General features: G+C 65.5%; 15 protein-coding genes and 2 pseudogenes. 6 read left to right on the top strand and 11 right to left on the bottom strand.

Translation table 11 applies throughout. The annotated features are described in order from the left end of the window. The 3 genes from ACLQI9_RS07900 to ACLQI9_RS07890 all read right to left on the bottom strand — a co-directional run. On the bottom strand, positions 1-196 hold a 196-nt coding region (locus ACLQI9_RS07900; protein WP_442391433.1), incomplete at its 3' end, for a WXG100 family type VII secretion target. A gap of 168 nt (positions 197-364) precedes the next feature. Further along, a complete protein-coding gene (locus tag ACLQI9_RS07895) occupies positions 365-664 on the bottom strand; it encodes a PE family protein (RefSeq protein WP_442385197.1) in 300 nt (99 codons plus the stop codon). A 792-nt stretch (positions 665-1456) separates the two neighbouring features. Continuing rightward, the gene (locus ACLQI9_RS07890; protein WP_442385195.1) at positions 1457-2638 is read right to left on the bottom strand and encodes a cytochrome P450; all 1182 of its coding nucleotides are present in this window, start codon (positions 2636-2638) and stop codon (positions 1457-1459) included. A 164-nt stretch (positions 2639-2802) separates the two neighbouring features. Here ACLQI9_RS07890 and ACLQI9_RS07885 point away from each other — a divergent pair, with 164 nt between their 5' ends. After that, on the top strand, positions 2803-2997 hold the full coding sequence (locus ACLQI9_RS07885; protein ID WP_442385193.1) for a ferredoxin: 195 nt from the start codon (positions 2803-2805) through the stop codon (positions 2995-2997). 625 nt (positions 2998-3622) lie between these two features. Here the strand turns inward: ACLQI9_RS07885 and ACLQI9_RS07880 are convergent. Together ACLQI9_RS07880 and ACLQI9_RS07875 are read right to left on the bottom strand one after the other, a co-directional pair. Next, positions 3623-4843: a PPE family protein, SVP subgroup gene (locus ACLQI9_RS07880; RefSeq protein WP_442385191.1), complete on the bottom strand. Its 1221-nt coding sequence runs from the start codon at positions 4841-4843 to the stop codon at positions 3623-3625. A gap of 12 nt (positions 4844-4855) precedes the next feature. Further along, a complete protein-coding gene (locus ACLQI9_RS07875; RefSeq protein ID WP_442385189.1) occupies positions 4856-5155 on the bottom strand; it encodes a PE family protein in 300 nt (99 codons plus the stop codon). Between the two features lie 342 nt (positions 5156-5497). On the opposite strand from ACLQI9_RS07875, the pseudogene ACLQI9_RS07870 reads away from it, so the two are divergent. After that, positions 5498-6357: pseudogene (locus ACLQI9_RS07870) on the top strand (integrase core domain-containing protein); the annotation flags it as partial. An 83-nt stretch (positions 6358-6440) separates the two neighbouring features. Here ACLQI9_RS07870 and ACLQI9_RS07865 read toward each other — a convergent pair. From ACLQI9_RS07865 to eccB, 4 genes and pseudogenes are all read right to left on the bottom strand, one after another. Next, entirely contained in the window at positions 6441-7682 is a 1242-nt protein-coding gene (locus tag ACLQI9_RS07865; RefSeq protein WP_442385187.1) for a PPE family protein, read from the bottom strand. Between the two features lie 549 nt (positions 7683-8231). Next, positions 8232-8701, bottom strand: a pseudogene (locus tag ACLQI9_RS07860) (PPE family protein); the annotation flags it as partial. Between the two features lie 88 nt (positions 8702-8789). Continuing rightward, positions 8790-12983 carry a type VII secretion protein EccCa gene (gene eccCa, locus ACLQI9_RS07855; RefSeq protein WP_442385185.1) on the bottom strand — a complete coding sequence of 1398 codons (4194 nt, stop codon included), beginning with the start codon at positions 12981-12983 and terminating at the stop codon, positions 8790-8792. Then, complete coding sequence (gene eccB / locus ACLQI9_RS07850; RefSeq protein WP_442385183.1) at positions 12980-14500, bottom strand: type VII secretion protein EccB; 1521 nt, start codon at positions 14498-14500, stop codon at positions 12980-12982. Before eccB ends, eccCa begins: the two co-directional genes overlap by 4 nt. A gap of 387 nt (positions 14501-14887) precedes the next feature. Between eccB and malQ the strand changes: the two genes are divergently transcribed. Genes malQ through ACLQI9_RS07835 form a run of 3 tightly spaced genes read left to right on the top strand, consistent with a single transcriptional unit; the run spans position 14888 to position 18423 of the window. Next, the gene (gene malQ / locus ACLQI9_RS07845) at positions 14888-17050 is read left to right on the top strand and encodes a 4-alpha-glucanotransferase (protein WP_442385181.1); all 2163 of its coding nucleotides are present in this window, start codon (positions 14888-14890) and stop codon (positions 17048-17050) included. A gap of 21 nt (positions 17051-17071) precedes the next feature. Beyond that, a complete protein-coding gene (locus ACLQI9_RS07840) occupies positions 17072-17953 on the top strand; it encodes an LLM class F420-dependent oxidoreductase (protein ID WP_442385203.1) in 882 nt (293 codons plus the stop codon). Next, entirely contained in the window at positions 17950-18423 is a 474-nt protein-coding gene (locus ACLQI9_RS07835; protein WP_442385179.1) for a nuclear transport factor 2 family protein, read from the top strand. The genes ACLQI9_RS07840 and ACLQI9_RS07835 overlap by 4 nt, the downstream gene beginning before the upstream one ends. Positions 18424-18431: 8 nt before the next feature. Here ACLQI9_RS07835 and ACLQI9_RS07830 read toward each other — a convergent pair whose 3' ends face one another. Both ACLQI9_RS07830 and ACLQI9_RS07825 read right to left on the bottom strand, forming a co-directional pair. Further along, positions 18432-19622 carry a glycosyltransferase gene (locus ACLQI9_RS07830; RefSeq protein ID WP_442385177.1) on the bottom strand — a complete coding sequence of 397 codons (1191 nt, stop codon included), beginning with the start codon at positions 19620-19622 and terminating at the stop codon, positions 18432-18434. A gap of 124 nt (positions 19623-19746) precedes the next feature. Beyond that, the gene (locus ACLQI9_RS07825; RefSeq protein ID WP_442385175.1) at positions 19747-20946 is read right to left on the bottom strand and encodes a glycosyltransferase; all 1200 of its coding nucleotides are present in this window, start codon (positions 20944-20946) and stop codon (positions 19747-19749) included. A 237-nt stretch (positions 20947-21183) separates the two neighbouring features. On the opposite strand from ACLQI9_RS07825, the gene ACLQI9_RS07820 reads away from it, so the two are divergent. After that, complete coding sequence (locus tag ACLQI9_RS07820; protein WP_442385173.1) at positions 21184-22083, top strand: metal-dependent hydrolase; 900 nt, start codon at positions 21184-21186, stop codon at positions 22081-22083. Positions 22084-22123 lie beyond the last annotated feature (40 nt).

Here is a 22123-nt window from a genome sequence, read left to right as displayed (position 1 = left end):
TGCGGAAGGCCTGGTTCATCTGGCCCATGGTGTCGTAGGACGTCATCTGGGCGGTACCGCTCCAGCCCGCACCGGCGATGTTTTGGCTCGATGCCCACATCTTGCGGGCCTCGTCCTCCACCGTCTGAGCGTGCATATCGAAACGGCCCGCCATCGACCGCATCTCGTGCGGGTCAGTCATAAAACGCGTAGGCACTTACTTTTCTCCTTGATCGAGTAGTGATTGACTGCAGTGGACGTGGTGAAAGCCGGACCGGTTACCCGAGGTAACCGCCGACCCGAAGCACACGGCTGATCCCCCCTTCCCCCTTACCCGGCTGCCACTGTGCGTGGCACCACCGTGGGACGGACATCATCGACCGGCTCAACGTGCCGTGGCTGCGTTGGCGGCCTCGGTGGCCGCATACGACCCGGCGCTGGTGCCCAGCGTGTTCACGAACATCTCGTGAATCGCCGCGGCCTGCGCGCTGACTGCCTGGTACAGCTGAGCGTGCGCGACGAACTGTGCCGCCGTCAGCGCCGACACCTCATCGGCCGCAGCGGGAACCACTCCCGTCGTCGGAGCCGCCGCGGCAGCGTTCTGGGCGCTCACCCCCGAGCCGATCCCGTGCAAGCTCGCGGCCGCTGCCGACAAGGCCTCCGGCTGCGTGGTTACGAACGACATTTGGCTTCCTCCCTAGGTCGGTTCCGGCCATGTGTCCGTGTGTGAGAATAGACGCGCGTATCGCTGTGTGCTGCGGCTCAAGCCTGGCGTTGGCAACTATTCACCCGGCAGCAACAATTGTTCATCTGCGGTAACAGCTGAGTAACCGGCGCAGCTCCGCGGGCGCCGGTCAGCAGCTCGAAAGGGTTCCTGAAGTGCTCAAATGCGTTGGTCTCGGTCGGGCACTGGTCTCCGCGTCTTTATCGGCGCTGTCGCACGTCGCGGAGCCGTGGACGACGCGGCACTCCGGTGAGGCGAAAAAATCTAACCGCGGATAACGCCCGCACCGGCTCCACTCACGCGGCCGCCCCTTTGACGGCCACCCGGAGTTCTGCTCCAAAAACCGCGCCTCCTGCGTGGCCACCGGGGCCCTGCTCGACGACGCCGACCACGCAAAGCTGAGCGCAGCGGGTGGACAGAGGCCCGTCGTGCTGGATTCCCGCAACGGCGCTTAGCAGTCGCGACCTGAGACGATGCTGTTCGCCTGCCTGGGAACCGATGGAGCGCCGGCCAAACAGACCACCACCCGGGTGATTTGGCTGCCGCATGCACACGGTGCGCTACGCGGCACCATGACCGTGACTGTCGAAAGCAACGAATGCAGCCAGCAAGCCGCGACGACTAAATCCCGGTCGTGGCCGCGCACGTGGCCGAGGTGCTCCGGGGGTCGAGGTGCTCAGCCCGCCGAGCGACACTCCACGTGAGCCGGCACCGACGGCGCACCCCCGGCTGATTGCGGCCGCGCGCCGTGGCTCAGCCGAAACGCAGCGGCAAGTCCTTGAGCGCGAAAGTCTTACTAGGGAACTTGATTTCGGGCTGGTAGCCAGGCGCCAGTTCAAATTCAGGGATTCTCTTAAGCCATTCGTCGACGATCACGGTCAGCTCCATGCGCGCCAGATGAGAACCCAGGCAGCGGTGCGGTCCGCCGCCAAATCCCCAGTGCCGGTGCACCTTACCGTCCATAGTGAGTTCGTCGGTGGACATCGCATCGCTGCCGTCCCGGTTGACCAAGGCCATGCACAAGAACACTGATGAGCCCGCGGGCAACGTCATGCCACCGACGACGACGGTCTCGGTAAGTACCCGGGGCGCCACCGGCGCTGACGGCTCCAAGCGCACGATCTCTTCGATGAAGACCCTGATCTGCCTTGGGTTATCGCGGAGCTGTGCGCGCAACGGCGGTCTGCGCGCCAACTCCAGCAGGGAAAAGCCGATCGCCGCGGTCACAGTGTCCAGCCCCGCCAGGATCAGCAGATGGCTCATGCCCAGCAGCTCGAGATCCGAGAAGTTGCCTTCGCTTTGCATCACCGTAGACAACATGTCCGAGCCCGGATTTTCCCGGCGGTATTGGATCGCGTCCGTCAGGTATTGGTACAGCTCGCGCGCCGCCGGGGCGACGTCCGCCGTAGTGGCATAGGGGTTGTCGGAGAGCACGGCGTTTTTCCAGGCGATCAGGCGGTCCCGGTCCTCCAACGGCAGACCGTAGAGGTCCAGGAACACCTGGTAGGGGTACGTCCTCGCCAGGTCTTTCATCACCTCGCATTCGCCGCGGCTGGCGATGGCGTCGATCATGTCGGCGGCGTGGCGAACCAGCACTGGTCGCGACTTACGCAATCCGTGCGGGCTGAAAAACGGCTGCAGGATTTTGCGGTACCGAGTGTGCTCGGGCGGGTCGAACGCCAACGGGATCACCGGGATCGGGCTTCCCGGTGGTTGAAGCGCTAATCGAGCAGAAAAAACATTGGGACTGCGCAACGCTGCCAGCACGTCCTCACGGCGGGTGAGGTAGTAGTAGCCGTTCATGAACACCACCGGTCCGGCATCGCGCAAAACCTTCCACCCGGCGCCACGATCAGCGGTCATCGGCAGGGTGGAGTATTCAAGCCGCGGAAGGTGAAAGCCGGCGCTGTACAGGCTTTCATCAGTGGTGCTCATGTACGTGATCTTTCGTTGTCGGTGCGTTCGTTTTCGCCGGCGCCGTGGCGGGCGGGCGACAGTGGACATGGTATGCGGCCCGCCGTGGTTCGGTCGCGTCGTCGCCGCGCTAGCGGGTGCCGAATTGAGCGACGATGTTCGACGTGTCTTTTAGAATCGGCATTGTGAAGGTTCGTGTCGAGCAGTCGAGGTGCGTTGGTCACGCCCAGTGCTATGCGGTTGACCCCGAGATTTTCCCGATCGATGATTCTGGCTACTCCACCCTCGAAGAACACGAGGTTGCGCCGGAGGACGCGCAGGTAACTCGTGACGGGGTGGCGTCCTGTCCGGAGATGGCGCTGATCCTGGACGAGGATTGACTGGAAGCCAGCCTAGTTCACGCCGGCTAACGGTCACCGTCTGGCACGGAGTGCGGGAACCGCCCTTGCAATGCCCGCAGCAGACCATGGACTTCGTCGATGCGAGCGCGTATCTCCAGCTCTCCAGACGGCCGGGAATCGTCAGGCTCGGGTTGCTGATGCTGATTTCCGGCCATGCGATGCGCAAGCTCCTGTAGTTCGGCGCACTCGGCCTGTAGAAGCCGCTCAAACACTCGCGCCTGAGCTATCTCGGCAGGCTGAGCGGGGCGGCGCGGCAAAACGCTTGCTGCACCGAACGCCGGCGAACCGGTAATGGTCCTCGGGAGCGTGCGGGCGGCGTGTCGGGGTCTCCGTGACAAAGCCAGCGAACCGGATGCCTCAGCGTGTTCCGCCACGTATCCCTCCTGCCCTAGCCCCCGATCGTTCATCTACCGGAAACCTACGCCACTGCTCTCACATGCTTCCAGATACGCCCCAACTGTTCATATTCGAGCCATGATTGCGACGTCCGCGATTTACCTCGCGTCGAGGGTGACGGGCGCGGCTTGCGCTTTGGGCGAGCACAACACTCCTGGGGTGCCACACCGCGACGTGACACCCCAGGTGGTGTGAAGCTAATCGGCTTTTAGCCGGCTGACGGTGGGCGGGGCATCACCGTGGGTTTGAACCCATAGCGTGGGCCAAAGCCGTTGCCGAGGCCGGCTCTTGTACCGGCCAGCGGCATACCGCCGAGCAGGTTCCCGTTACCGGCGGCCTCCGGGGCAGCGCTGACGCTGCTGACCAGCTGGACGCCGTGTGGGGCCGCCGGCGGAGTTGCACCGGCCCACGACGCCGGCACCGCCAGTTTGCCGACCGCACCGGCGCCGCCCGAAATCGCGGACATTGGATGCGCGGCAGCACCAGCACCACCGCCCAGCGCGGCTCCGAGGCCACCCAGGCCGCCGGGTGGGATGGCAGCAGCGGCTGGGGCAGCCCCGCCCAGCATTCCCGCGCTCTTCGCCATCTGAACGCCGAAGTTGCCCATACCGACGCTGAAGTAAGGCAGACCCTCAGTGTTGTAGTACAAGCTGGCGTACGGCGAGTAGTTGCTGACCAACGCCGACAGCGACGTGGGCAATACGGTCGTTCCGAAGATTAAGCCGTAAAGCGTTTGAAGCGGCGTAGTGGTGGCCGCCGGGGTGGCCGCCGGCGTCGCAAGGCTTTGCAGCGAATTCGGCATTGACGAGGTCAGCTCCTGCAGAATCGTCTGCGAGCTGGTCGCCGCCGACGTTCCGGTGGCCTGGCTGACCGCGGCAGCCTGAGTGGCCGTCCCCGCGGGGTTCGTGGTCGCCGCCGGCGAGGCAAACGGCGTCACCTGAGCGGCCGAGGCCGACTGGCCTGCGTAGCTGTACATGGCCGCGGAGTCTTGGGCCCACATCTCGCTGTACTGCGCTTCGAGCTGCGCGATCAACGGGGTGTACTGACCGAAGACGTTGGCCTGTATCGCCGAGGCGGTCTGAGCGCGGTTGGCCGCGATGAGCGGCGGCGCCACCGTTGCCGCGAACGCCTGCTCGTAGGCGGCAGTAGCTGCCTGGGCATGCGTCGCGGCCTGCTCAGCCTGTGCGGCCGTCTCCTGCAGCCAGGCGATGTACGGCTGCGCCGCACTGGCCATCGCCGCCGAGGCCGGTCCGTTCCACTCGTCACTGGAAAGTTGCGTGATCGTCGTCTCGTAACCTTGCGCGGCCGATTGCAGCTCGGCGGCAAGCCCGTTCCAGGCCGATGCGGCAGCCTGCAACGACGACGCGCCCGGGCCCGTGTACATCCGGGCCGAGTTGATCTCAGGCGTTAACGCCCCGAAATCCACCATCTGGAAGCCTCCCTAGCAAGCCGCAGCCGCGTTGGCGGCCTCGGTGGCGGCGTACGAACCGGCGCTGGTGCCCAACGTGTTCACGAACATTTCGTGGATCGCCGCGGCCTGGGCGCTGACCGCTTGGTACAGCTGGGCGTGCGCGACGAACTGAGCCGCCGTCAGCGCCGAAACCTCGTCGGCGGCAGCGGGAACCACTCCTGTGGTCGGGGCCGCCGCGGAAGCGTTCTGGGCATTCAGTCCCGAGCCGATCCCCTGCAGGTTGGTGGCCGCTGCCGATAATGCTTCCGGCTGTGTGGTCACGAACGACATCCGGTTTCCTCCTTAATAACCGTGCGCATCTACGACCTTGAGCAAGGTCGTTCGTCTGGAAGGTTAGATGGTCACGCCCGAATAACGCGGCTGCCGACCTAACTGTTCATGCCCGGACGGCGAGTATTCACCCCCCGATATCGGCCGTTCATCCCGAGTTCGACAAACCTTCCACCTGCAGTAACGCTTCGATTCGACCGGCCACTGGAACGCAGTGTGGGCCCGGCCGCTCGATTGCCGTCTCGGCTGCCGCGTAATTAAACCTGGTCGTGCTGAAGATCGTCGGAGCGGGCTTTCGCCACAAATACTTTCGGTACGCCGCGCGGGGCAGGCTGCCATTCGGTCCGGCGGGAGGACGTCAAGCGGCTCAAAGACCTCGAGCGTGAAAACGCCACGCTCAAGCGGTTTTTGGCTGATGCGGAATTGGAGAAAGTCGCGCTCAAGGAGATCGCGAATGGAAACATCTCGGCCCGGAACGCCGGCTGCCAGCCGTTCGTCACCTGCAGCGCGGCTGGGGGTCAGCGAGCAGTTCGCCTGCCGCGTCACCGGGCAACATCGAGCCACCCAACGCCACGAGCCTGTCACGGCCACCCCGCGCGATCCGGACGCGACGTTGCGGTCCTGGCTGCGCCACTAGGCCATGGACCATCCACGACCGGGGGTTTCGGCCCGCGTATCACAACGCCCGCGCAGAAGGCTGGGCAGTCAATCACGAGAAAATACAATGCCTTTGGCGCGAAGAAGGGCTTCGAGTGCCACAGCGCCGCCGGCACAAAGGCCACGGCAACTCCACCGCACCACCGACCGTAATCTCGGATGCACCCAATCGGGTGTGGGCGGTGGACTTCCAGTTCGACGTCACCACCGACGGGTGGCCGATCAAGATCGTCTCGATCGTCGATGAGCACACCGGTGAGTGTTTGGGCGGGATGGTCGAGCGCAGTATCACCGGTGAGCACCTGATCGGTGAACTCAGTCGCCTGGCGACTGAGCGTGACACCTTCCCGGCAGTGCTGCGGTGCGACAAGGGACTCGAATTGCCCTGCAATGACCGACTGGTCATCGGGTCAGGTCGGTCTGCACATCATTCCGCCCGCATAGCCGTGGCGCGCAACGGCTATGTCGAGTCGATCAACTCCCGCATCCGCGACGAGTGCCTCACCATCAACAGCTTCTGGTCAGTGGCCCAGGCCCGCGTGGTCACTGAACGACTCTCGTTTGCCGTGGACCAGTTTACGGGGTCCGGCCACGGCCACTGGGCGCCGCCGCACGGATCCGTACTCTGTTACCCCCCGGCGGGCGGCCGGGGCATCACGGCGTGCTTGACCCCGTATTTCACGACGTAGCCGCCGCCGCGGCGTCCAAGACCGGCTCCAAGACCGGCGTTGCCCGACATCGGAACACCGTTGAGCATCGCATTCGACTGCGGTCCGACAGGGCGTGCGGCGCTGACCAGGCGGGCCTCTTCCATCTCCGCGGGCGTCGCCCCGCGCCAACCGGCGGGCACCGACAGCCGCCCGAGAGTGCTGGCCTGGCCCACACTGGCCGACACCTGGCCCGCGAACGGCACCGGTGCGCCGCCAGGTGCCGGCGTCGGAATCACCGGTATTGGCGTAAACGGTGCGCCGCTTACGCCTGCGGTGCCTAGGCCAAATGCGCGGGGGTTGAACGTCTGCTGGCCAAGGCCAAAACCGAAGTTTGCTAGACCGACCGCGAAGTAGGCCTGGAGGACCTGCCTCATCGAGTTCAGGTTGGCGTTCGTCAGGCCCACGCCCCAACCGCCGCTGGGGAAGTTGCTGACGGTGTTCTGTAAGAGTTGCGTGAGCCAAGGGATCACCGTGGTCGGGGGCGAGGCCGCGGGCAGCGCAGTGGTCGCGGTCGTCTGAGTGGTCATGGCGGGCGCCGACGACACCGCGTTCTGCACCACCGTCGCCGCTTGGCTGGCCGGCGTGGCAGCAGCGTTGGCCACCGCGTTGCTCGGGCTGCTCGTCCCGTCATCGCTGGTCGTCTGCGGGGGTTCCACGAACGGCGTCACCTGCATGGCAACCTGCGAGGCGCCCGCGTAGCCGTACATGGCAGCGGCGTCCTGCGCCCACATTTCGGCATACAGGGCTTCGGTCATCATGATCGCGGGGGTGTTCTGCCCGAGGAAGTTGGTGGCGACCAAGGCGGCCAGCAGTGCGCGGTTGGCCGCGACCGCCGGCGGCGGCACCGTCATCGCGAACGCCGCCTCGTATGCGGCGACGGCCGCGCGAGCCTGGTTGGCGGTCTCCTCGGCTTGCGCGCCGGTTGAGGTCAACCAGTTGATGTAGGGCGTGACGGCGGACATCATCGCCACCGACGTGGGACCTACCCACGAGTTGCTCGTCAACTCCGCTAGCGCGGCCCCATAACCATTGGCCGCAAAGCCCAACTCCGCGGCCAGGCTGTCCCAGGCCTCAGAGGCCGCCAACAGCGGCCCGGGTCCGGGACCCGAATACATCCGACCTGAATTGACCTCCGGCGGCAACAGCCCGAAATCAAGCACTAGAAACCTCCGTCAGCAAGCCAAGATTGCGTCTGCCCCGTCAACCGCCGCATGGAAGCGGCGGTGTGCGGTGTTGTGATGAACTGGTCAGCAATTGGCGGGTCCTGGTGGATGACCGCCCGATCGATATCGATGTGCGGAGCGCGGTATGTGGCCACAGACGAAATGCACTTTCTTTCCTCGGTAACCCTCAGCGTCAACAACATTGAGCGCCGATGCTCATCACTGAAAAGTCGCTGGTTGAGACATTAGATGGCCGCGCGGGCGATCCGCGACGACGATGCCGACTATTCATTCCTCATCAAGCAGTGTTCATCCCGAATAAACTGCTGTTCAGCCCGCGTTTGGTTTGCAGCCATCCGGCCGACCGTCGGCCCGGCGAACCGGGCCACCACGGCCTACCTTGCAGCCGGCGTAAAGGGGATCACGGTGGAATGGAGCTCAAACCGGAGCCCTCGCGTCCGGCCGTGTTGGCCACCGGCATCATCGACGGCATGCCCGAGTGCGCACTCGCCTGCGCAGCCGGTATGGCGCCGTGACGTCCGTCCCGCTGGCCGTGCCGGCGGCCTGCGGTGCCAGCCCGCCCGCGTCGATGGTTTGTGGCGGGTTGACGAACGGGGTCACTTGTGACGCCGTTGGCGGAGGCGCCGGCGTAGCGGTACACGACGGCGGCGTCCTGGGCCCCACATCTCGGCGTCGTAAGCCTCAGTTGCTGCGGTCGCCGGAGCGTTCTGCCCCAGGATATTCGTAGCGACGAGTGTCGCCAGCAGGCTCCGGTTGGCGACGATCAACGGCGGCGGAACTGCTGCGGCGAAGGCGGTTTCGTACGCGCTGGCCGCCGCTCTGGCTTGGTGGCGGTCTGCTGCGCCTGCTCGCCGGTAGCACCCAGCCAGGCCATATACGGTGCGGCGGCGGCGATCGACCTCGAACTGGGACCTGTCCACGGGTCCGCTGGTCAGGGTCCAGACGATCGAGCCGTAGTTTGCCGCCGCGGAACTCAGCTCCTCGGCCAGCGACTCCGGCGGGAGGCGGAGACGGGAGCGCGGTATCCCGCAAACGACGAAGGCCCCCCGTCCGAACGGGCAAGGGGGCCTTCGCTTGACGCGGTTATCGACGCAGGTCTGTGGCCGCAACCTGGACGAACACACCGGTGTCTTCGGCCATGAGCAGACCACGACCGCGTGGGAGCGGACCACCCTTCATCTTTCCGCGGATGAAGCCCTCGTCGGGGTCGGCGTCCATCACCAGCAACGGCGCGTTGGCCTGAGCCAGCGCCCGCAGCATCGGGTCGCTGCCCGCCGACGACCAGCCACCGAAGGTGCGGGTGACGATGACGTGCAGGCCGACGTCGGCCGCCCTGGTCACCCATGGGGCGGCCTTGTGCAGCGGTGAATCGAAGCCAGGCGGCAGCTGCTGCACATCGTCGATGATCAGGAAGATCTCCGGCCCGCTCCACCAGGACCGAGACAACAGCTCTTCGGCCGACAGGCCCGGTGGTGGCTCGCGCCGAGCCAGCACGGCGCCCAACTCGTCCATCATCGCCGCGACACCGTCGAGGTTGTAGGCGAACTTCTCGACGTAGTCGGCGCCCAGCACGGTCAACAGCTGACGCCGCGGGTCGACCAGCCACACCTGCGCCGAAGGCCTCGACGTCGGTTGCGCAATGCTGGCTCCCGGCTCGTACACCCGTCCGATCTCGGACATGATGGTGGCCAGCGTCGTGGTGCGGCCGCACTCGCGCCGACCCGTCACCATCAGGTGCGCGTTCTCGGCGAAGTTGAGATACACCGGCCGCAGGTCCAGTTCGTTGATGGCCCAAGCGATTCCGCCGGCGCCAACGTTCTGGCGACGGTCCGCTGCGGCCAGCGCCTGCACCTGCTCCAGCCCGAACCGGGCCGGCAGCCTGCGCACCGGCGGTGCGTGACCGGCCGCCACCCGGCTGACCGCCGCTGCGACGTTGTCGGACTCGAAAACCGTCTCCGGCGTGCTCGCCAGCGCGGGCCTGGCCACCAGCGTGTGCAGACCCGATTGCGGATCACCGTCCAGCCGCACGTAATTGACCGCGAGCATGCCGCGGCCCGGCTTGACCGGAACCTCCTTGGCGAACCGGGAGCGCACCAGCTTGGCATCCTCGACCGCAGCCAGCCGCAACTCGATCCGGGATCCGAAACCGCTGCGCACCGGTGGCCGCAGCTCAGATTCGCGGTCAGCCGTGACCACAACGTGCACCCCGAACGACGGACCCTGGTTGATGATCTGGTTCACCTGCTCGATCAGCACCTCGTTCTCTTCGGCCAGCGCCCGGTAGTTGTCGATCACCAGGTAGACATCGCCGAAGCCGTCGTTGGGCACGCTGCCGGGCTCCCCGCCGAACTTGCGCCGTCGGAACACATCCATCGAGGGCACGTCGTACTCGAGGAAGGTGCGCCTGCGCTCGCGGAGCAGCCCCAGCAGCTCGGCCACCGTGCGGCGAACACCGTAGGGGTCGGTTGGTCCGACGACCTCGCCGACGTGCGGCAGCCCCGCCACCGTCGTCACCGCGGTACTGCTGTAGGCCAGAACGTAGAACTGCACCTGCTCGGGTGTGTGGGTCAGCGCGGCCGAGCAAATCAGCGTCTGCAGCGCGGTGGTTTTGCCCGCGCCGCCGGCGCCGAGGATCAGCACATTGGAACCCGGCCCGGAGGTGTCCACCGTCCATGGTGGCTGGTCGTGCTTGAACGGCCGGTCGATGATCCCGATCGGGAACACCAGGTTCCGGGCTGTGCCGTATTCCTCCTGCCACGGCCGATCGAGGAACCGGTCTACCAAGGCTTCGATCGACACCGGCACGTCCAGCGGAGGCTGCCACAACCGGTACGGCTCGAAGTCGACTCGGCGCAGCTGATCGATGATCACCGTGCCGACTTTTGGCGTCCTGATCGCTTCCTCTTCTTCTTCTTCCTCTTCGGGCTTGCCGGCTCCATTGCCGCTGAACACCTCGCCGTTACCGCTGTGGCTGTCGCCGTTGGTCAAGGTATCGAAGTCATCCGGTCCGGTCACGCTGACCTCGATTGGTGTGAAGCCAGTGGTAAACAGTTGCGGCCGAATGTAATCGACGGAATGGGTCAGGATCGCGGGCCCATCGTCGTCGAGCGAAACGCCGCGACGGTAGTCACGCCACAGGAACTCGGCCTGGAAGCGAATGATCTCTTCGAGGCTCTTCCGGAAGTAGCCCAGCCCGGCCTGCGCGGGCAGGTTGACCGCGTTCGGCACGCCGGCCGCCTGTGCCGCGCCAGCGGTACGCGCTTTCAGCACCAACCGGTAACCCATATTCTCCATGAGCTTTTCGGCCCGGCTCTCGATGGTCTGGGAGGCCATCATCAAGTGGATCCAGTAGGCGCGACCCTGACGACCGATCGAGTCGAGAACGTCGACTGCGGTCGGCATGATCCGGAACCACTCGTAGAACTCGTCGATGACCACCACCAGCATCGGCAGCGGCGGCATGTCCTGACCGCGTGCCCGCATCCTGCCGCGCATCTCGTTGTATTCCTTGGCGTCGTCGACACCGGCGTTGTCGCAGACTGCCTTGCGCCGCGCGATTTCACCCCACAGCGAGTCCAGGAAGCGCTCCATCAGCGCCTGGTCTTCTTCGAGGTCGGTGATGATCCGCGACACGTGCGGCACGCCGGCGAACGGCTTGACCGCCGATCCACCCTTGAGGTCGGCCAACACGAACTGCAGCTCGTCTGGCGGATGCGCCAGCATCAGCGACTCGAGCACGGTACGCACCAGCGTCGACTTACCGGAACCGGTTGTCCCCGACATGACCCCGTGCGGGCCGTCGCCGCCTTCGTCGAGGGATTTCATGTCCAAGAACAGCAGCTCGCCGTTGTCGGAACGGTTGGCGAACGGTATCCGCAAACGAGACCGGCTGCTGAGCCCGTCGCGCCGGTTGCCCCATAACGAGTCGAAGTCGATCTCGTCGGGGTCCTCAATCCCGTAGTAGGACAGGATGTCTCGGGCACCGATATGAGTAACCCGCTGGCCGATTTCCTCGTAGGCCTCGGCCAACCGCCAGTGCGCCATGCGCTGCGCGAACTGCTCGGCCTCCGGCTCGGTCACCGCATCAGCAAGAGCAAAGAACCACCTGTTGTCATCGATCACCATCCAGGTGTCGCGGTCACGGGGCAGCGCTTCGATGACCCCGACGTCGTTGGTGAACCGCAGCACTCGCTCCGGGTTACCTGTCCACAACGCAGAGCCGGTCAAGTCGAAGAACGTGACACCGTCGACGCCGTCGACGCTGATCACGTATTCCCATTGCGGGTCGTCGACATCGGCGATGATCACGTGATGCGGTGTCGGTGTCTCAGCGGACGAGCTGGCGTGCCGCGGAATGAAAGACCCACGCCCGGCGAACAATTCGGCCTGGTCGGCGGCAAACTCACGGACCGACCCGTAGACCATCCGGGCATTGCCGGCAGCGTCGCGACGGCGCGGATCCCCGAAGTGCGGTAGCCACTTGACCCAATCCCATTTCGACATATCGGAACTGACAACGATCATCTGAATGTGGTCTGGCCCATGCGAGTACGCGAGCTGGCAGATGATCGCTCGCATTAGCCCCAGCACCTGCTCGCGGTTGCCGTCCAGCGCATACCAGGGCTCGACAAGCAGCGACACCATCTTGGGCAGGTTGTAAACCACGCTCTGGTAGCGCCCGAACTCCTGCAGCGCCTTACCGGTTACCGGCTCCAGTTCGATATCGGTTGGCATGTTCTGCGGCTCACCCCAGGTCACCTCCGGCCGGGTCATGCCCACTCCGACCCTGGCGACTCCGAAGTTGAGGTCCTTGCCGTCCGGCTTGCGTTCCCACATCCGGGACGATCCGACCGCCGCCGCCAGCGTCGTCGGCTCCGGGTAGAACCACCGGTAGTTGGCGTCCATGCTGTCGGCGGACTCGTTCGCGGTTTCGCGCAGCATGTCGAGCATCAACATGAACTGGGCGCGCATCGCGTCCAGCTTCGGCCGGCTCATCTGCTGCTGGCCACCGAAGCGACCACCGAACATCATCATCGCGACGCCGCCGATCATGAAGATCGGGAAGATCGAGCCGGCCCCCAGGAACATTCGTGAGCCGTTGGCGACGGTCATACCGACCATGCCGACCAGCAAGCCGACCACCAGGACGCCGACCACCACCAGCCACCACGGCTTGCCTTCGGGCGGCGGAACACTCAGCGGTGTCGGTAGGACAATGTTCTCCGGCCGAACCGCGGGTGCGCGCTCGGGCGTCGGGCGTGCGAATCCTTGTTTCACTTTGGTACCGCCAACTCTGCAGGGCTCATATCGGTCGGAAGGGTGTCATGACGCACCAGCGCATCGGTGCGCGAGAGCATGGGGCCTGGTGCCAGCAGCCGCAACGCCACCCAGGGCGCTGGGCTCGGCTGCGAAGTCAACCCCAAGGCCGAACGGGCGTCACGCGAGTTGTCCACGCCGAAACGCACACCGGAACTCGAGAGCCACCACAGCGATTCTGACGTGGCCGACCCCGGGTCGTTGCCGGTGACCTCGACCCAGTTGCCATAGCCGGGGCCGAAAAAGACCTTGTCGGCTTCGCGGCCCGAATTATCGGCCTTGACCAGCGATACCACTTTTTCAGAGTCGCTGGCCTGCACCGGAATCGTCGGCCCGGAGATGACCTGAACACGGGCACGCCCTTCACCGCCGGTCTTCTCCCACCACCAGCACGTCGCGGGATTGTCTCGGATGTCCACCGCGTTCAGCGGCCCATCGGGATAGGCCGACAAATCCAACCCGTTGACCACCGGCATTTTCGCTAACGACGCCGGAGCCACCACCACGGGCGCGTTGCCCGCCGGTGTACCGGCGTTCTGCAGGATCTGGGCGACGACCGAGGTCACGGTCTGTACACCATCGACCAGCACCACCGAATACTGTTGCGGGCCGCTGATTTGCGGTGTCACGATCACGGTTCCCACCGGTCCCGGTGCACCGGGAAATGCTGCTGGCTTCCCGGCGTCCGGCAGCTTAGGCACCGACAGCTCGGGGCCCACCGGCAAGGAGTCGAACAGTGCCCGGCTCATCGGTCGCGCATGGTCGACGTTCTCAGGCGTCAAACCCAACGGCAACAACACCGCTCGGTTCGATGCATCGATGCGCGACCGGCGGCTTTGCCGGATCACCCAGGTGTCGTTTGCGTAGCGCAGCACCACCGCGTCCGACCCGCTCAACACGTGCCGGCGACCCGACAGGTCGGGCGTCCCGTTGATCACGGTGACGGTCACCGGTGACGGCGCTCCCACCCCCGCCGTCGGCGTTACCGAATCGCATACCATCCACGACGACGACGCGGGGTTGGTCGGGGCGAATTCCGACGGCGCTCCGGGGATACCCACCAGCGGTCCGTGCGGCTGCTCGGCGATCTGACTCGACCGCACCTTGTGCGGGTTATCCGGCCGCCCGGCGATAAGCCTGGCCGACGCCAGATTCAGTGCCGGGTACAACTTGTCGCCGACCCGAACATAGAGTGCGCCGGAATCGCGGTCGGCGATGATCGGGGACTCGTTCAGCTGCCCCGACGGGTTGATGAACGACCAAAGCAGCGCTCCCAGGCAAATCACCGCCGCCGCCGACACCGACGCCACCACGGCCAGTGTTTGACGCCGGCCGGGCTCGACCTCCATCCGCACCCGCCAGCGAGTCAACGCCATGGCGGTGCGGCGCGCCAAGAACTGGTAACCGGTTACCTGAGTTCGGGTCGACAGTCCGAGGCCGTAGCCCGAACCGCCTTTCCCGCTGTCCGAATTAGCCATGTTCGATCACGCTCCGAGCCGACGGAAAGCCTGAATACTGCGTAGTCCCACGATTCACAGGAATAACCGTAGGGCACCCTAGGCCACCTCGCCACGCGAGCGTAAAGGCGCCGGGCTCGTTAGCGGCCGCGCCGGGAGTGGTCTGCGCCACAGTGTTGTCACCTGCCATCGGTAGTGGGGGAATTAAAGAAGTACCTCACTGGGCATGGTACGACGAAGAGCAAACCCAGCTCGCCGAAAAAGCGACGGTCAGGTGAAAAGTTGGATCGCATCGATGTCGGCCCACCAAGCAAGATGGCGGCATGACCCGTCGGCGACGATGCAGTGGGGGGCACCCCCAGCCGCGCAGCGGCGAGGGGGACGGAGCGATGAGGAGGATCGGCGCGCATGACTGAGCTGGCGCCGTCATTGGTCGAACTCGCCGGGCGGTTCGGGATCGCCACCGTCTACGACGACTGGACCGGTCGCCGGCTCAGTGTTCCGGAAAGCACGCTGGTGGCCGTCCTCGCCGCGCTCGGCGTGACCGCCGCCACCGAGCCCGAGCGCAGCACCGCGCTGACCGGTCACGATCGCGCATACTGGTCGCGTCCGGTGCCGGCGACCATCGTCGGCCGAGCCGGTACCCCGACGTCGTTCTGGGTGCATGTGACCCACGGTCATCCCGCCGAGGTGTGGTTGCAGCTCGAGGACGGTACGGTCCGCACCGGGATACGCCAGGTCGACAACTTCACCACGCCGTTTGACCTCGACGGGCGTGCGGTCGGTGAGGCCAGCTTCGTGCTGCCCGACGATCTGCCACCCGGTTATCACCGGATGCATCTGCGTTCCGGGGATACGCACGCCAGCGCGGCACTGATCGTGACACCGGGCTGGCTGGGCTTGCCGGTGCGGCTGGGTGGTCGCCGGGCCTGGGGGCTGGCCACCCAGTTATATAGTGTCCGCTCCCGACAGTCCTGGGGCGTCGGCGACCTCACCGATCTCACCGACCTTGCGGTCTGGTCGGCCTCCGCGCACGGCGCCGGCTATCTGCTGGTCAATCCGCTGCACGCGGCGGCGCCGACCGAGCCGATGGAGCCGTCGCCGTACCTGCCGACATCGCGGCGCTTCGTCAACCCGCTTTATCTGCGCGTCGAGGCGATCCCGGAATTCGCTTACCTGCGTAAGCGTCGTCGGGTGTGGCGGCTACGCGACGACGTGCAGCGCCACGCAGACCCGCCAGACGCCATCGACCGCGACACCGCATGGGCAGCCAAGCGGGCGGCCTTGGAACTGGTCTATCGGGTCCCACGTACGGCGGGTCGCGAACTGGCATATGTCGCGTTCTGCGCTCGTGAGGGTGCTGCCCTCGACGATTTCGCCACCTGGTGTGCACTGGCCGAGAAATACGGCGGCGATTGGCATCAGTGGCCCGAATCGTTGCAGCATCCCGGCGCCGACGGCGTCGCCGAGTTTGTCGCCGAGCAGTCGGGGGCCGTGGATTTCCACCGCTGGTTGCAATGGCAACTCGACGAGCAACTCGCCGCCGCGCAATCACGAGCGGTGGCGGCGGGGATGTCGCTGGGCATCATGCACGACCTCGCCGTCGGCGTGCACCCCAACGGTGCTGACTCCTGGGCGTTGCAGGATGTGTTGGCGCTCGGGGTCAACGCCGGTGCGCCGCCGGATGAGTTCAACCAGTTAGGTCAGGACTGGTCGCAGCCACCGTGGCGCCCGGACCGGCTCGAAGAGCAGGAGTACGAACCGTTCCGTGCACTGATCCGCTCCGTGCTGCGGCACGCCGGCGGGGTGCGCATCGACCACATCATCGGGTTGTTCCGGCTGTGGTGGATTCCCCAGGGCGAAGCGCCCACCCAGGGCACCTATATCCGCTACGACCACGAAGCGATGATCGGCATCGTGGCGCTGGAGGCACAGCGCGCGGCGGCCGTGGTCGTCGGCGAGGATCTCGGCACCGTCGAGCCGTGGGTACGCGACTACCTGCGGGCCCGCGGTGTACTGGGCACGTCGATTCTGTGGTTCGAGCTCGACCGTGACGGTGATGGCGGCCCGCTGCGTGCCGAGCGCTGGCGAGAATACTGCCTGTCGTCGGTAACCACCCACGACCTGCCGCCGACGGCCGGTTACCTGGCCGGGGAGCATGTCCGCCTGCGGGAGTCGCTGGGCCTGTTGACGCGACCCTTCGAGGAGGAGCTGGCAGCTGCGGAAACCGAACGGGCAGCCTGGATCGCCGAGTTGCGCCGCGTCGGCCTGCTTTCGCAAGAAGGCGACGTGGCGAACAACCCAGCGCAGATAGTGCTCGCCCTCTACCAGTACCTGGGCCGAACTCCGTCGCGTCTACTGGGAGTCTCGTTGACCGACGCGGTCGGAGATCGGCGCACCCAGAACCAGCCGGGCACCACCGACGAGTATCCCAACTGGCGGATTCCGTTGAGCGGCCCCGATGGTCAGCCGGTGATGCTCGAGGACGTGTTCAGCGATCCGAAGGCAATCGCGCTGGCCGAGGCAATGCGCGCTGAGACGGCCGTCACGCCCACCGAGACTAGCTGTTAGTTTCTTTCTGCGATGAGCGTCTTGAAGTACGGCGTGGTCGCTCCGGTTGCCGCCGGGGTCACCGCAGACCCGCGTTGGATGACGGCTTTCGCACGCCATCTCGAGGCGTGCGGCTTCGAATCGGTTAGTGTCGTCGAGCACGCCGTTTTGGCCACCCAGTACGACAGCGTCTACCCCTATGACAGCTCAGGGCGCGTCGAATTAGCGGCCGACTGCCCGGTCCCCGATCCGCTTGACCTGCTGTCGTTTTTGGCCGGCCATACCGATCGGCTCGGGTTGGCCACCGGGGTGCTGGTGTTGCCCAACCACCATCCGGTCGTACTGGCCAAACGAGCGGCGACCGTTGATGTGCTGTCGGGCGGCAGGCTTCGGCTGTGTGTCGGTGTCGGCTGGCTGCGGGAAGAGATCGAGGCGTGCGGCACCGACTTCGGAAGTCGCGGACGGCGCGCCGACGAACAGTTGGCCGTGCTGCGGGCGCTCTGGGAGGACCGACCACAGGGCGTCTCCCATCATGGCGAGTTCTTTCAGTTCGATAACGTCGTCTGCAGCCCGAAACCCGTTGCTGGTAAATACCTTCCGGTACACATCGCCGGTCACAGCAAGGCCGCCGCTCGACGGGCCGGACGCTTCGGTGACGGCTTTCAGCCTTTGGGGGTGACCGGTGCTCAGCTGGACGGCCTGCTGGGGCTGATGCGCGACGAGGCTGCGGCGGCTGGACGCGACCCGGCCGATATCGAAGTCTCGCTGGGACATTCGGTCACCAAGGTCGATGTCGAACGCGCCGAGAAGCTCGCAGCCCAGGGCGCCGACCGGCTGGTGCTGGCCATGCCTCCGATCACCGACCTCGAGCAGGCCAAGGACGTGCTGTCGGCCTGCGCACAACGACTTTCACTGTCGACGTGATGCTCGGCGCGACGGACCGAGCCGCTCTCACCGATTTGGTGCACCGGTACGCCGCTGGTGTCGATGACCGGCAATTCGATTCTGTCGCAGAGCTTTTCACGGAGACGGCTGAGCTGATGCTGCCGGAACCGCCTGCCGCGCTAAACCCCGTCCACCGGCATTGCGGTCGTGCCGCGATCCGCACGGCGATAGCCGCTGTGGCCGCCACCATCCGCACCGAACACGCGATCGTGGGCGAGGTGTTCGACGCCGGCCCGCAACCCGACAGTGCCTGCGGGCGCATCGCCTGCGTGGCGCATCACTGGAGCCACCACGGAGATCAGCTGACCGATGTGGTTTGGCATTTGCGCTACGACGATGACTACCGGCGGACCGACGCCGGATGGCGGATCGCCCACCGCACGTTGACGATCAACGCCATCGAGACCCGCCCGGTGCGCCGGGTGCGGTCCGACGAGCCATCGGGGTGAGGCGCCGGTTAGGCTTCGCGTCCCTGGCGGGCGGTGTGCTCCAAGAGTTCGGCGGCCCTGGCCAGGCTTTCGGCGGGTTTGGTCATATAGGTGGCGACCTCGCGGGCTCGGGTGGCGAAGTGCGGAGTGAGGATTAGCTGCAGATCCGCGACCAGCGATTCCAGGCTGGTTTGCGAAAAGGGCCGTCCAAAGCCGGCTTCGAGTCGTTGTACGCCAGCTGCCCACATCGGCTGATCGAGCCAGAGCCACAGGATCAAGGTGGGGATTCCCGCGCGCAGGCCTGCGGCCGTGGTGCCAGCGCCGCCGTGGTGAACGACCGCGCGGCAGGCCGGGAAGATGGCCTCGTGGTTGACTGCGGGCACAACCTTGACGTGGTCGAAATGCTCGACGTGGGTGAAGTCGTTGGGCCCCGAGCAGATCAACAATCGCTCGCCTAACTGGGCGCAGGCCGCGCTGACCTTGGCGATCGTCCCAGCGGGAGAGTTGATCGGTGTACTGCCAAGGCCGAAGTAAATCGGCGGCGTTCCCGCAGCAATCCAGGACATCACCTCCTGGTCGGCCTCCGCCGGCAACTCCAATGTGAGAGCCCCGACGAAGGGCCGTCGCCCACCCTGTTCCACCAATTCGGTTGCCGGCGCTGGCAAGCAGAGCTCGTCGTAGGCCTGGATGTCCAGTGATCGCACCGACGGTGCGGCTGCCTCCGGCAAGCCCAGTGCCTGGCGTTGAGCGTCTTCCGCGATCTTCGTCATGCGCGAGAACAGCCAGTCCGATGACCAAAACCGCACCGGGAAGGGGTGCAGCGCAACCGCGGGAATGCCGTAGTACTCAGCTACATTGGCGGCCAGTCCCTGCTCGTTGAAGCCCGCCAAGACCAGGTCGGCTCCATTTGCCAGCGACGTCAGCGTCGCGCCCTTGTCAAGCTTGACCTGGGTTACATGCTCGATAACTTCGGGCACTACGCTGATCGGATTTTGCATCTTCGGAGCTATATTGCGGACCAAACCCGAGCCCGGGTTCATCTCCTCGCGCGAGTCCGGCCCGTAGGCGACGCCAGCAAGCCCCGCCGACTCGATGAAGCCAAGCATGTTGGGTGGGACCGCCATGCGCACGTCGTGACCTCGGCGCAGCAACTCCCGACCGACCGCGGCACAGGGCTCGACATCGCCGCGACCGCCGTAGCCGGCCACCACAAATTTCATCGGCGGAGCCTAACTCGTGGTGATGTCCACACGTCCAAGTGCGCAAAGGGGCCATGTCGGCACCGCTCGACACACAACCGTACGGCAACGGTCTTCTCGATTGCGAGGCGCAACCGTTCGGTGGTCAGCCAAAGCGCCCGTGCCGCGCGTTGTCTTCCAGGAGATCAACTGCGCTGGCAAGGCTTTCGGCCGGTTTGGTCATCTGGGCGGCCACCTCGCGGGCTCGAGTCAGGCAACGCGGGGCCAGAACGTGGCGGAGGTCAGCGACCAGTGTTTTCAGGGTGCTTTCCAAAAAGCTCCGGCCAAAGCCGACTCCCAGTTGTTTGACCACGGCTGCCCAGATCGGCTGATCTTCGAGCAGGACTGAAAAGAGGACCAACGTGGCAATTCCGGCCCGCAGGGCTGCGGCCGTGGTGCCGGCGCCCCCGTGATGGACGACCGCGCGGCACGCGGGAAAGATCGCCGAGTGGTTGACCGCGCCGACAATCTTGACGTGGTCGGCGTGCGGGATGTCAGTGAGGTCACCCGCGCCGGAACAAATCAACGCCCGCTCGCCCAACTGCGTGCAGGCCGCGCCGATCATGGCGACCGTGTGAGCCGGGTGCGCGAGGTAGACGTTGCTGCCAAAGCCGAAGTAGATCGGCGGCGTTCCCGCAGTGATCCACGACAAGGCCGCATCGTCGGCGTCCGTCGGCAACTCCAGCATCAGCGCCCCGACGAAGGGCCGTCGCCCAGCCTGCTCCCCCCATTTCGCTGCCACCCCGGGAAAGCAGAGTTCGTCGTAGGCCTGGATCTCTAGGGATACCGTCGAAGGTCCGGTTGCTTCCGGCAAGCTGAGTGCTCGACGTTGGGCGGCTTCCGCCTGCTTTGTTACCCGCCCGATCCAGTCATCTGGGCGCGAATGTTCTCGAGGGTAGAAGTGCAGCGCAGCCAGCGGAATGCCGTAATAATCAGCGACGTTGGCGGCGAGACCCTGCTCAGCGATGCCCGTCAACATCAGGTCGGCCCCGTCTGCGAGCGCCGTGAGAGTCGTGGAGCGCTCGGCCCATACCTGGCTGAAATGCTCGGCAACTTCGATCATCGCGCTGAGCGGACTCTGCATGTCGGGCATCACGTTCCCGGCCAAATCCGAGGTCGGGCTGATCTCCTTCCGCGAGTCTGGCCCGCAGGCGATCCCACTAAGGCCCGCCGATTCGATGAAGCCAAGCATCTCCGGTGGGACCGCCATGCGTACGTCGTGCCCGCGGCGCAGCAGCTCCACGGCGACGGCAGCGCACGGCTCGACATCGCCGCGACTTCCATTGGCTGCCATCACAAATTTCATTGGCGGAACCTAGCAGGGCGCTGCGGGTGATGGGAGGCTGCGGGCCGTCGCGTAGCGAGCATGACTTGGATCGTGTGATGCCAGAATGGGTATTCGTCAACCCTCTTCGACGGAACCTAACTCGCGGAGATGCCCACCCGTCCAAGCAGGAACGGTACTGCTCGACCGCCGTCCGTCCTCCTTTGACCTTTGCGCCACTGGTGATCAGAATTGAGCCCAAACCGGGGAGGAGGTCTCATGGTGCGACCACGCCGGTTCGAGCCGGAATACGACCCGGGCCCCGTGCAGATCCAGGCGCGCAAAGTCCACTTCGACGTCTCCGATGTCCCGCTGCACTGGATTCCCGGGCATCCGGTGGCCTCCAATTTCGCGAGCCTGCTCAAGATCGTGCTGCCTCCGATCGAGCGCTGGTTCGTCGCGGTTTTCAACGAGGCGCTGCGACTGGTCAACGATCCCAAACTGGCCGAGGACATGCGCGGATTCATCGGTCAGGAGGCAACGCACGCCGAGGTCCACCAGCAGGTGCTCCACGACCTGATGGTGGCTCGCGGCGTCGACCCTAAGCCGCTGCTTGACCAGGTGGATTTCATCTTTTCCCGCACGCTGGCGCCCAGCACCTCTCCCGACCCGAAACGCCGGCTCAGTCACCTGTGCGACCGGCTGTGGCTCATCGCCGCGATCGAGCACTACACCGCGGTGCTCGGTGACTTCGTCCTCAATTGCCGCTGGGAGGATTACGGCGCCGATCCCACCATCGCCGACTTGTTCCGCTGGCACGGCAGCGAGGAAGTCGAACATCGCAACGTCGCCCATGACGTCGCCGCCTATTTCCACGACAGCTATCCCGACCGGATTCGGTCGATGCTGATGGCGGTGACTATGGTGTTCGTCTTTTTCCAGCGCGGCACCTGGTACCTGACGAAAGCCGACCCCGACATCGACATCGGCTGGTGGAAGATGCAGTGGCTGCGGGCGCTGGATTCCAAGCATGGGCTGCTTCCGACGTTCCGTAAACTGTTTGGCTCCAACACTTTGATGTACTTTCGGCCCGGCTTCTCACCGGAGGAGATGGGCTCGACGGCGCAGGCTGTGGCATATCTGGCTAGTTCCCCGGCGGCGCGCGCAGCACATCTTTGATGGGCGCCTTCGACGGGTTCCGGGAGGCGCCGCCAAGCGC

Source organism: Mycobacterium sp. (genome assembly GCF_052143115.1).
GTDB lineage: Bacteria > Actinomycetota > Actinomycetes > Mycobacteriales > Mycobacteriaceae > Mycobacterium.
This window is presented reverse-complemented; position numbering and strand designations above follow the sequence as displayed.

Coding starts and splice junctions, on each gene's coding strand:
- eccB (WP_442385183.1), bottom strand. CDS start 14,500: ATGGCTAATTCGGACAGCGGGAAAGGCGGTTCGGGCTACGGCCTCGGA.
- malQ (WP_442385181.1), top strand. CDS start 14,888: ATGACTGAGCTGGCGCCGTCATTGGTCGAACTCGCCGGGCGGTTCGGG.
- ACLQI9_RS07895 (WP_442385197.1), bottom strand. CDS start 664: ATGTCGTTCGTAACCACGCAGCCGGAGGCCTTGTCGGCAGCGGCCGCG.
- ACLQI9_RS07825 (WP_442385175.1), bottom strand. CDS start 20,946: ATGAAATTTGTGATGGCAGCCAATGGAAGTCGCGGCGATGTCGAGCCG.
- ACLQI9_RS07820 (WP_442385173.1), top strand. CDS start 21,184: ATGGTGCGACCACGCCGGTTCGAGCCGGAATACGACCCGGGCCCCGTG.
- ACLQI9_RS07890 (WP_442385195.1), bottom strand. CDS start 2,638: ATGAGCACCACTGATGAAAGCCTGTACAGCGCCGGCTTTCACCTTCCG.
- ACLQI9_RS07830 (WP_442385177.1), bottom strand. CDS start 19,622: ATGAAATTTGTGGTGGCCGGCTACGGCGGTCGCGGCGATGTCGAGCCC.
- ACLQI9_RS07875 (WP_442385189.1), bottom strand. CDS start 5,155: ATGTCGTTCGTGACCACACAGCCGGAAGCATTATCGGCAGCGGCCACC.
- ACLQI9_RS07880 (WP_442385191.1), bottom strand. CDS start 4,843: ATGGTGGATTTCGGGGCGTTAACGCCTGAGATCAACTCGGCCCGGATG.